We start from the raw sequence: 11,020 nt of genomic DNA, 5'->3' as shown, positions 1-11,020 counted from the left end.
AGAATTATATATTGAATATATTGTAACCGTGAAAGGTGGAATATAGCAATAGTGAATTTTTAAATAATTCGTTGATGTTGTAAAAATTCCACGAATGAACCAATTTTGACTGGAAGAATAAAGTAATAGTGTAGGTGAAACTTGGAGGTGGACTGATGAATGATGCGACCATTGGATTTGGCTTTTCTTTATGTTTACTTATTGGTGTAGGGTTAGGATTTTTATTTCATTCCGTCGAAATCGGTGGTGCAGTAGGTTTAGGTGCAGGTTTATTGTTGATTTTATTATTTAGAAAAAGAGATAAAAGGAAATAAATAAAAGTTCGTTATTTGTAAGTGACAAGTTAAATAGAATAAGGGCATTTGACTGAAATAGTTGAATGTCCTTTTCTATTGAATAAAAGAGGATAATCAGAGGGGATTGTTATTTTTGAGAATGAGGTAAAGGATTTGCCTACAGATTTTGGTGATATTATGTGGCAGTGTATAATTTGAATGGAAGTATGTGCTTCCACAAAAACCGGGAAGTGACAGGCACCGCCACGATTCGACAAATTTCGGGAAGTGCCTGTTACCCTCAGTAGGAGAGATGTTATTGAATATTCTTTGGGATTTTGATGGGACGCTTTGCAATACGTATCCTGCCTATACAAAAATATTTAAAGAGGTGTTAGGCGGGGAGATTTTGGAGGAAGAGATCTATAAGCAATTGAAAATATCCTTTTCTACAGCAATAAATTATTATAACCCTACAAAACAACAGTTGAATGCTATAAAGGAGAAAATCATGGCTATTTCGCCAGAGGATGCCCCTCCATTTCCAGATGTGGAAGATGTTTTAAAGTTCGCGGAAAAAAACGTAATCATGACGCACAAAAAAAGGGCAGAACTTGATATAATTATCGATCATTATGGGTGGAATGATTACTTTGCTGAAATTGTAACCATTGATGATGGATATCCAAGAAAACCTCACCCAGCATCCTATGAATATTTACATAACAAACATAAGTTAGATTTAATTATTGGAGACCGGTTGCTGGACATCCTGCCGGGAAAACAGTTGGGAATTAAAACATGTCTCTTCCAGAATAAGCAAACGGGTGCTGATTACTATTTGGATGAATATAGCGGTTTTTTTGATATGGAGTGGTAAGGGAAGAAGGTAAGCATTATGATGAACTATTTACTATGAGGTGTTAGCCGAATAGGAAAAAGGCGAAAAGATTTTTAATCATTTCCTATAACGGCTATATGCACTTGTTGTTGTTAATTCTGATAGAATCAGCTGGGGATATCATAACGGTTTAGTGGGCAGTTGCTATTACGTTAATTGGTTATATAATGACAAAATATACCTCAATAAAGTTCGGGAAATTCAAATATGTTTGAATATCTACCCACTCACCGTATTATTCGACAAAAATCGGGAAGTAACAGGCACCAAATTTTTGCATTATTTGTCTTTTGGAAGGTCATATGCCCCATAATCTTCACCATAAAATTGGTTATACCGAATTTTAAATTTGTCATACAGATAAGAAACGATTACTTTTAAAATTGCGTATCCCGGGATTCCGAGAATCACACCCACTATTCCAAATAAGTTTCCAGCAACAAGTAATACAATAATAATTGTTAACGGATGGATCTTCATCGTTCTTCCCATGATGTTTGGTGATATAAAGTTCCCTTCTAAGAATTGAACAGCAACCCACACAATGGCTAATTTTAAAAGCATAAACGGCGAATCAACAATCGCAATAATGATGGCTGGGATAATAGCAATGGTTGGACCTAAGTATGGTATAACGCTTGTGACAGCAGCCATTATTGCAAGGGTTATCGCGTAATCTAAACCGATAATAAGGTAACCGATGAATAATAGAATGCCAATACATGTTGCGACAACGATCTGTCCTTGAATATAGGAGCCAACTTGGGTATCCATATTTTTTAGGATTTGATTGGTATCCTTGCGAAATCTCGGAGGCAATAATACTAGGCAAAAACGCCTAAAACGATTTCCATCTTTTAAAAGGAAGAACAGAATAAAAGGGAAGGTAATAATAGAGACAAATACATTGGTTACGGTATTCGCTACATTACGCACCCCTTGAAAAGCTTCTGCTATGTATGTGCCAATCAAGCCAGGTATGTTGCTAAAATTGGTAACAAACCAGTTATAACCTTCATCATAATAAGGACCTAGAAATGAATTTTGCAGCCAACTAGTAATTTCGTTTCCGAGTTGACTCAAGTAAATTGGAAAGTTTCTAACTAATTCTTTCACCTGTGACTCAATTGCAGGAGCAGTTAGAAGGATAACTCCGGTTAATAATCCGCTTATTCCTAAGATAAGGATAACAATTCCCCAAATTCGCTTGATGCGTGCCCGTTCCAATAAATCAACGATGGGGTTAAGTAAATAATAAGCGATAAATGCAAGTATAATAGGTGGTGTAATGGTTGAAAAGATAACGATAATTGGATAGAAGATAAAAGAAATCTTACTGTAAATGAAAATGGTAATGCCGATAAGAATGATTAGGGTTAATAGGTAAAACAAATATTGTCCACCAATAAAATTCAAAAATCGATTCGATTGCTTCATCTACATGCTCCTTTCACACTAAAGCTATTATAGTGTAAATAGGATAATTATGCCAATTAAGCTTCAAATACGTTTTTATAAAGGGAAAGGCGGATTTAAATAGGGAGGGGAATAGGCGACATATAGGGGATAAACCCATTGGGTGAAAGCTGTGAGAATATAGAATGAAGAAGTTTTTGCTCCACAATATCTATTCGCCTTTTTCTCCCATATAATAGGTATCGATAGTGTGATACCAAGCAACAGCAATCCTTTCGTTCTTATAAGGTATCTTTAAATCTTTAATAAATACTTTGATGATTCGGTCGTTAGAGTTATCCGTAATTAACTTAGATACCATGGCGATTCCGTCATACCAGTTTTCTTCTACTTTGATTTTTACTTTATAAAGACCTGGGGCAGGAACGTCAATGGATGCTTCAATTATAAGTTGGGTTGTATGATAGCCTGGAATGTTATATCTGATACTTTCCTGGTTAATCACGCCTGGTGTCTGATACGTATAATCCGATAATGTGTGTGCCTTTGTTAATTTACTTAATAGGCTAGCTTGTTGAATTACTGGTGTGTGTATATTCATAAGCAGAACTCTCCTTGTAGTTTAATAAACGGTATATTTTTATGTGAATGATTTCACTAATTATATTATAAATGAAATCGCTTCATTTTACCATTAGTTCATCTTTTACACGTAAGTTAAAGTATAAAATTTAGCCAGGAAGTGGGAACGACTTAGCTGAAATTTTAACGTCCCAAATTAAGGGAAACGAATAAATTCACTAAAAATATAAGTTGATTATAGGTTTTTCTAATAAGTAATTTCTTTTATAATATTTTATGTTGTAAATTTCCTCTTCCTTCTAATTGTTTAAGGGAGAGTTTGTGAAATGTTTACCATTTAACACATGATATTGCGCAATAACTAGTACTTATCCAAATTTATAATATGTAAATATTAATAATATGTTCACAAACTTAGAAATATAGTTTTAAGCCGGTTTTAAGCATGCGTATAAAATAGTGTACCCGTGGATTAAAAAGAATAAACTAAACAAATATCGACAAAAACCGGGAAGTAACAGGCACGCAAAAAGGCTATGGTATTTGGACCATAGCCTCATGTGGTATTCGACAAAATTCGGGAAGTGACAGGCACCTATGGTAGTTTTAAGGTTTGGCCGATATAGATGGTGTCTGTAGTTAGGTTGTTCAGTTCTTTTATTGTGTCTACCGTAGTGTTATGCGATGCGGCTATTTTCCATAAACTGTCTCCGGAAACTACGGTATACGTATTAACTTGTTCTTCGGCAGCTACTTGCTCTGGCTCTGGATTTTCCGTTTGTTCCGTGAAATTTTCCACGGCAGTATCCTTGGCTGCAAACCAGGTTGGATAAGCACTCCAAATCGACCTGTCTTCCTGACCAATACTCCAGTGTCCGACACCGCGAATACCGTATTCTTGAACTAAAGAGATTTTAGCCGCGTATGATTGTTCATTTTCAAACCAAATCGTATATGTCCCAGGAGATAATGGTGCTCCCATCATATACATTTTCGGATCGCCTTCTTTGATGGTTACAATAGCTTTCATACTTTTACTGGCTTCATCAAATGTAACTGTGTTTTCGTATTTCTGTAGCAATTCTTTGATTTGATAATTCGATATCCCATCCCCACCAATTGCTGCCCCTTCTTTCCAAAAACGTCCATACTGAGCTAGACCAAAAACGACTTTATCTCTTGGTACTCCTTGAGTGAGGGCATATTGAATGGATTGCTCGACCCAATCAAAACTGGCGACTGGACCTGGGTCAGAACCGGGATAGCTTTCATCATAGGTCATCATCATTAGATAATCGGCATGTTGTGATAAAGCATTATAGTCGTACGCACCATGCCAACCGACGTTCCAACCATTTGGATTTGCTGCGACAGCTACGGAAACTTCCTTTGAAGCGGGAAGCAACTCTCTTAATAATCGAACGAACTCTGTGAAAGCTTCGCGATCCTGATGGGTGATATTTTCAATATCCACGTTCACTCCGTCTAAATTGTATCTTATGACGGCATCAGCAATTTGTCTTGCAGCTTGTTCACGATTATCAAGCATTGCTCTACCAACTTCTCTATCCCAATGGTTGCTTAGAAATGGGACTACCCGAATGCCTTGCTGATGCATGTTCTCTACAAATGTTCGATCAACTAAGTGTGTCAGCTTCAGTGTTCCATCTGAATGTAGGTCAAAATAGCTTGGAGAAACAGTATTAAAAGATTTTTCCGTAAGCAACACCTGATTGGTAAAGTTTTTAACATCTCCAAAATACATATAACCTAAACTTAGAGTGGACCCAGCAGTTACCGGTAATCTCAATTGCTGATCCACATATATTAAGTCACCGGAAAGATTATTTAAGGAACGAATGGCATCAACGGTTGTGTTGTATCTTTTGGCAATGACATTCAATGTATCACCAGGCTCGACGGTATGATAGAGTGTTGTTGGTGTAATGATTTCGCTGACATTACCGGACAAATCTGACTGGCTTAAATAATACGTATACTCCTCATTCGGATTAAGTCCCTCCAAGGAGATATCCAAATTAAAAATCCCATTTTCATCTACATCATGAATAACGGTTTTAACGATTTCCCCATTCCTATCAGTAATTTCAATTGTTATGGTCGAAGTGGGTTCCGCAGTTCCAACTATATTAAATATCATCTCATTACCTGCTACTGCATAGCCGCTTCTTGTAATGGTAGGGGTACTAATTTCTGTGTCTTTTTCAATCCGAAAATTATTTACGTCACTAGTATTGCCAGCTTTATCAACTAAAGTTACTTCCATTGTTAATAGTCCGTTCATTAACGTACTTAAATCCATTGAAAATTGGAATGAACCATTTTCAGCAACAACCTCATCTGTTAGTTGCGTTTCTTCATCGGATACACGTATCAAAACCGTAACATCATCTTCTTCTGTTATTCCCTGAATCAAAAAGTCGTCTTGATTTTTGTTATTTACATAGCTGTCCATTTCAAAATTAACCATTTCAGGAGCAAGAGTATCTTTTAGAATAGATTGATTGCGGATTTCGCTTTTATTTCCATAAGGTGATATGGATTGAATAGTAACTTCAACCATACCATCTTTCAGAGAACCTAAATGAAGAGGAATATGAAAATTACCACGGTTGTCAGCTGTTGCTGCCCCTTTTAATTCTGTTTCTCCATCAGATAATGTGACATGGATGGTACTGTCGACATCAGACACTCCAGAAATCGTATAATCCCTTTCATTTCCACTAAAGATCGTTTCTAATGCTTGTACGTCTATACTAGGAATAGCCGTATGTTTTACTAGTGTTGCAGTAGTTAAATCACTTAAATTGCCTGCTCTGTCTATTTGCTGGGCCTGAACGGTAATATCACCATCAGCAAATTCGGCTACATTTACTGGAATCGCAAAATTCCCTTCCGAGTTTGCCTCTCCTCTAATGGTAGTGGTTTGGTTTTGTTCATCGGTAATAGTAAAGAGAAGTTCATTCCCCGCATCAGCGTTCCCGGTTAGAACGTAGGATTTTTCATTCTCGCTGTTAATATATTCTTCATTGTGGATAACCGGAATATCCGGTGCTGTAGTATCCTTTTCGACATAGACACGGACAGCCTCGCTTCTGTTCCCTAGCTGATCACGCTGCATTAGCTCAATTTCTAATGTAGAATCAGAAAGTCCACTTAAGTCAATGGTTTGTGAAAAATCATCATTATTATCCAATTGTATTTCAGTAGCATGTTCATTTCCAACTTCGTCCAATATTCGAACAAAAATAGTGGAACCTGTCGTACCTGTTCCGGTGATCGTAAATTCCTTCTCTGTCTGCTGGTTAATAATATCGGCAGAAGCTTGAAAAACAGGAGCGTCGATCGATGTCACCTTGGACGTCATTGTTTGTAACGTGTCACTTCTCTGTCCGGACTTATTCATAGCTGTAATGGCAACTTCTATATCTCCATCTGAAAGGTTGGCAACATCAATCGCAGTATCAAAAAATCCCTCGTTATTGGATGCAGCTGTATAAGTAAATTCGTTATGGTTAGAATCACGCACCATGATTTCAACTCTTAGATTGGGATCTGTGGTTCCGCTAATCGGATAAGCAGTATGATTGCCACTAAAAATTGGCTCCAAATTTAATAAAGATGGAATACTCGGTGTAACGATTTCCGGTTCAGTCATCATTTTTTCATCGGGAATTTCAATTTGCTGACCGATAAATATCGTATCTGATGTAAGCTGATTCAAGGTTTTAATGTCGGATACCGTTGTATCAAACCTTTTTGCGATAACAGATAATGAGTCCCCGGCAACAACGGTATAGGTCGTGTTTTCTGCAGGATCTTCAGCTGCTTCTTCCACAGTTTCTTCTGATCCATCCGTTCCGATTGGTTCTGCAGTGTCAGTTGGCTCATCTGTTTGTGTCACTTCAGGGTCGCTGGCAGCGGACTGGGGAATTTCTAATTTCTGTCCTATATAAATGATATCTGAAGTTAAATGATTATAGTCTTTAATTGCACTTACCGTTGTATGAAACTTATTTGCTATCACTGATAGGGAATCCCCAGCAACAACGGTATAGGAAACAGAAGGTGTTTCCTCTCTCTCCGTGTCCGCTGGAAGCGGAGTTTCAGGTGCTGGCTGTTCTGTTATTTCAGAGATGAGTAGAACCTGTCCAATGGAAATGTTATCCGAACTTAAATTATTTTATTCTTTAATTTTGGTAACGGTGGTATTTAATTTAACTGCAATACCGTATAAAGTATCCCCCGGTTGTACTGTATAGGTAGTTGGAACTTCTTCTGTGGTTGGATCAGGTTCTTCTTCTGTTTCTGCTTGGGCAGCCGGTGTCTGATTGTTTTGTGTTTCATTATATGGAATTTTAATTGCTTGTCCGATAAAAATAGAATCAGAAGTTAAGTTATTATAGGATTTAATCGTATCTGTTGTTGTTCCGTGACTAGTAGCAATTCGATACAGGGTGTCACCAGACGTAACTTTGTAAGTTGTGTAAGGCAAGTTCAGTAATTGCCCAACATAGATCGTATCTGATCTTAATTGGTTGACCTCTTTAAGGGCATTCACTGTAACATCATGATTTTTAGCGATTAATGATAAACTGTCACCTGTTTTTACGGTATAAACGTCAAGCGTCTGTTCAATTTGTGTAGTTGATTGTGCGGAGGCGAATGTTGTGTCACCTAGATAAAGTGAAGAAACAAGCATTGTGCCGATCATAATTTTCACATATTTAATTTTAATTTTTGGAAACCTACGCCTAGCCAAGTTTTCCATTTGTTCAGTATATTCCTGGCGCTTGCCTGGAATTTGGCCCAGTTCTTCCGAAAACTCTGCAAGGCTCGAATCTAAATAGACAACTAGTGTATAATCATCACCTGATTTCTGCAGTTCATACCGTTCAATTGGTACCAATATAAACACTCCTTAACATTGTAAGTAAGTATTATTATTCCTATAAGGACAACCTTCATGCATCCAGATAGTCTCTATGAATGAATGCCCTGTTTAATCACTCCTAAACAGGGAATATACTTAAAAACACCCTTTACTACTTAGATCCACGACAACATTCGACAAATTCCGGGAAGTGACAGGCACCAAAAAAGCACCGAAAAAGCATCAAAACGGGAATGATAGGGGATATATATTTTGTGGTTTATGGGATAGTATGGGGGTGTGTCTATGAAAGTGTTAACGTAGATACGGTTTGTAAGGAAAAAATACATGTTTGAAAGATTGTTGGAGATACTACGGATAGTTTTTACTTTATATAATAATAGCTAACGTTTTTTCGTAGTGTTCTCTGCATATGAGGAGGGGAAATAATGGTACAAAAGGAAATGCTGCCATTACAAATGGAATGTACATTGCTTTTTCAATCTAATCCATATATGATTGAATCCATCGAAGGCATAGCAGCCAAACTAGATCGAGCGAAAGAAGAAATCCTTCCTGTTTTATTGCAATTAGTAAATCAGGGAATACTTCAGAATCTTGGTGATGATGATTCTCCGCTATATCGCTATAAGGAACCAGTTGTCATAACAAAGCTTGATGGTGAAAAAAGGAAAGCATGAATCCTTCTTTAGAACTGTTAGAGGAGCTTCAGGCGATTTATGCGGAAAATTATGGTCTTTCCATTATCATCACCAATGAAAACGGAAAGCTTATTCTCCACCCAAAAGGCAGCAATCGGTTATTTAATTGGTTTTATGAGAAGAGGTTCGATGAAATCAAAAGAGTTATCGATAGCTCAGAACAAAAAAAGTGGACGTTCACCACTCCATTTATTTATGATATCCTCCCTGGCATATTTATGATTGTTACACCCGTTCATCTAGAAGATGGGAGAAGATACTTTTTATGGGCGGGACTAATGATTGAGGATGGAACACAGCATCTTATTCAAGAACAATTACAAATGAATGAAGATAAAATAATAAAAGAAACGCCAATATATACTCCGGACAAAAAGCAGGAATTTATCGCAGGAATGAAAAAACTGGCACACCTAGCTTCCTTGTGTTTGAAAGATAAGGATGCAGGGTCAACTATACAAATGCAAAATCAGCTATTTCAGCAAGTAAAGCAGACGGGGACAAATACAGCTGAAATTTTGGAAGGTTTTTTAGAAAGGCATCAGGAATATGAGTTTCTTGGTATTGCGAATAAAGTGACAGAGGAACAGTATGAAGTAACGGATGTATTTGGAAAAGCTATTCAATCCTTAAAAGGAATGACATTTTCACCTGGTGAAGGTCTTTTGGGCCGTCCTCTAATAACGGATGGCCATGAGTTTTGGGAAAATGTGGATAAAGATCCCCGGGCTATTTCATTAAGGCGCTATTCTCTGCATCCAAAATCCTTTTTCTGTTTTCCGATAAAACGGAATGATGGTTCCCGTACATTATTATTTGGCGGGTGTCATTCCAACGCGAGATTTTCAAATCATACCGTCGAATTAGGAAAAGCTTTGGGAATACTCCTGGAGACAGGTTATTTGATTCAGGATTTGCATACGGATAATGTTCAGCAGTTAAATCGTTTAACATCATTGATCGAAGTCTGTAAGCTCATGGTATCCACACATGATTTAAAGAGAATCATTTATATATTAGTGGATATCAGCCTGAATCTGGTAAAAGGCCCATTTTCATGTGTGATTCTTAAAGAACAACAAAGTGAAAATGTCAAATTGGTCTCTCGCGGAAATGTAGATGGTCATTTAAGTGACTATGCAAAGCAAGTTGCGGAAAACTATTTGCTCCATACCGAATCTAACCAGGAATTTGAAAATTTAACTCCAATCATAAATGAAACACCATGGGGAGTTATGACCATTGAATGCCCATTATGGAATCGCGGAAGGCTTTTTGGTGTACTTTGTGTTGGGACAAGCGAGTTTAATAAGGAACAATTACAGGAACATGTTAACTTTATACAGACGTTGTCCATTATGGGTGGAATCTCTTTACAAATTGTTGAACAGGAAGAGAACGGTCTGGATGACAAATTGATTCATTCTCTTTTCCATGCCATCGAGCAATTTGATAAAGAGGCCTATTCTATTGCGGAAGAGGCAGCGAAACTCGCGAAGGAATTCGCTGAGAGTCAAGGTCTAACTATTCCGGTAGTCAATTATGTGACCCATGCTTGCCTTTTATCATATTACTCACCTGGATTTATTCAAGAGATGTTACCAGCAACTCGAATCGGTACCATCATTGAGGAAGGGAATGCCCTATTAACTAAGGATTTTAATGGAAATTGGGATACTGCTAGTGTTAGTGCACAAGTATATGCACTTGTTATGTCATACCTGGATAAGAAGTCTATAGACACGATAGTAAATTCTCATCATGGTGGAGGAATGGTTCAAGAATTTAAAGCATTCCTATATGAGACACAGGTAATAGAAGAGGAAATCACCTTAAACGAATCCATTGTAACAGAACAGGAGCTTGATTCTGTAACGAATACAATCAAACAGCTAAAACTTTCCCCAAGGGAGCAGGAAGTACTGGATTTGGTCATTCAAGGATATAATAACAAGGAAATTGCCGAACAGTTATATATAAGTGGTCATACGGTGAAAAACCATGTGACGAAGATTTTTCAAAAATTAGAAGTGCCAGACCGGGCCCACGCTATCTCCAAAGTATACCGGTTAAAGCACCAATCAGGCTAAACCTCCTATAATTAGGAGGTTTTTTCATTGGAAATTATAAAATGTAAAACCTGTGGATAATTTTTATTACTATAAGTAGGCACATCCAGCTCCAGCGCCCAGCGATAGCGAGACTTCCTTCGCCTCCGCACGATAAGTCA

The 11,020-nt window shown here is 37.4% G+C and carries 8 protein-coding genes; 4 read left to right on the top strand and 4 right to left on the bottom strand.

Annotated elements, in window-relative coordinates:
* The first annotated feature begins 155 nt into the window (after positions 1 to 155).
* Entirely contained in the window at positions 156 to 314 is a 159-nt protein-coding gene (locus tag GMJ66_RS20425; protein ID WP_197046665.1) for a hypothetical protein, read from the top strand.
* Positions 315 to 594: 280 nt separating this feature from the next.
* Positions 595 to 1,155, top strand: coding sequence for an HAD-IA family hydrolase (locus tag GMJ66_RS11000; protein WP_156290358.1), 561 nt, complete (start codon positions 595 to 597; stop codon positions 1,153 to 1,155).
* Between the two features lie 300 nt (positions 1,156 to 1,455).
* Here GMJ66_RS11000 and GMJ66_RS10995 read toward each other — a convergent pair whose 3' ends face one another.
* The 4 genes from GMJ66_RS10995 to GMJ66_RS10965 form a co-directional block, all read right to left on the bottom strand.
* The gene (locus GMJ66_RS10995) at positions 1,456 to 2,613 is read right to left on the bottom strand and encodes an AI-2E family transporter (protein ID WP_156290357.1); all 1,158 of its coding nucleotides are present in this window, start codon (positions 2,611 to 2,613) and stop codon (positions 1,456 to 1,458) included.
* Between the two features lie 190 nt (positions 2,614 to 2,803).
* Positions 2,804 to 3,193: a riboflavin kinase gene (locus tag GMJ66_RS10990; protein WP_156290356.1), complete on the bottom strand. Its 390-nt coding sequence runs from the start codon at positions 3,191 to 3,193 to the stop codon at positions 2,804 to 2,806.
* Between the two features lie 576 nt (positions 3,194 to 3,769).
* On the bottom strand, positions 3,770 to 7,222 hold the full coding sequence (locus GMJ66_RS20690) for a LysM peptidoglycan-binding domain-containing protein (protein WP_407939229.1): 3,453 nt from the start codon (positions 7,220 to 7,222) through the stop codon (positions 3,770 to 3,772).
* Positions 7,223 to 7,378: 156 nt separating this feature from the next.
* The gene (locus GMJ66_RS10965; protein ID WP_156290355.1) at positions 7,379 to 8,104 is read right to left on the bottom strand and encodes a LysM peptidoglycan-binding domain-containing protein; all 726 of its coding nucleotides are present in this window, start codon (positions 8,102 to 8,104) and stop codon (positions 7,379 to 7,381) included.
* 413 nt (positions 8,105 to 8,517) lie between these two features.
* Here GMJ66_RS10965 and GMJ66_RS10960 point away from each other — a divergent pair, with 413 nt between their 5' ends.
* Together GMJ66_RS10960 and GMJ66_RS20420 are read left to right on the top strand one after the other, a co-directional pair.
* On the top strand, positions 8,518 to 8,769 hold the full coding sequence (locus GMJ66_RS10960) for a hypothetical protein (RefSeq protein WP_156290354.1): 252 nt from the start codon (positions 8,518 to 8,520) through the stop codon (positions 8,767 to 8,769).
* Positions 8,766 to 10,880: a LuxR C-terminal-related transcriptional regulator gene (locus tag GMJ66_RS20420; RefSeq protein ID WP_197046664.1), complete on the top strand. Its 2,115-nt coding sequence runs from the start codon at positions 8,766 to 8,768 to the stop codon at positions 10,878 to 10,880. The genes GMJ66_RS10960 and GMJ66_RS20420 overlap by 4 nt, the downstream gene beginning before the upstream one ends.
* Positions 10,881 to 11,020: the final 140 nt, after the last annotated feature.

Source organism: Oceanobacillus salinisoli, from assembly GCF_009733865.1.
Classification (GTDB): domain Bacteria; phylum Bacillota; class Bacilli; order Bacillales; family Amphibacillaceae; genus Oceanobacillus; species Oceanobacillus salinisoli.
Note: the sequence above shows the minus strand (reverse complement) of the source record. Positions and strands in the feature narration are given on the sequence as shown.

What these genes read in the sequence shown, in the direction of transcription:
- GMJ66_RS20425 (WP_197046665.1), top strand. Translation starts at nt 156, where the DNA reads ATGAATGATGCGACCATTGGATTTGGCTTTTCTTTATGTTTACTTATT.
- GMJ66_RS10995 (WP_156290357.1), bottom strand. Translation starts at nt 2,613, where the DNA reads ATGAAGCAATCGAATCGATTTTTGAATTTTATTGGTGGACAATATTTG.
- GMJ66_RS10990 (WP_156290356.1), bottom strand. Translation starts at nt 3,193, where the DNA reads ATGAATATACACACACCAGTAATTCAACAAGCTAGCCTATTAAGTAAA.
- GMJ66_RS10960 (WP_156290354.1), top strand. Translation starts at nt 8,518, where the DNA reads ATGGTACAAAAGGAAATGCTGCCATTACAAATGGAATGTACATTGCTT.
- GMJ66_RS20420 (WP_197046664.1), top strand. Translation starts at nt 8,766, where the DNA reads ATGAATCCTTCTTTAGAACTGTTAGAGGAGCTTCAGGCGATTTATGCG.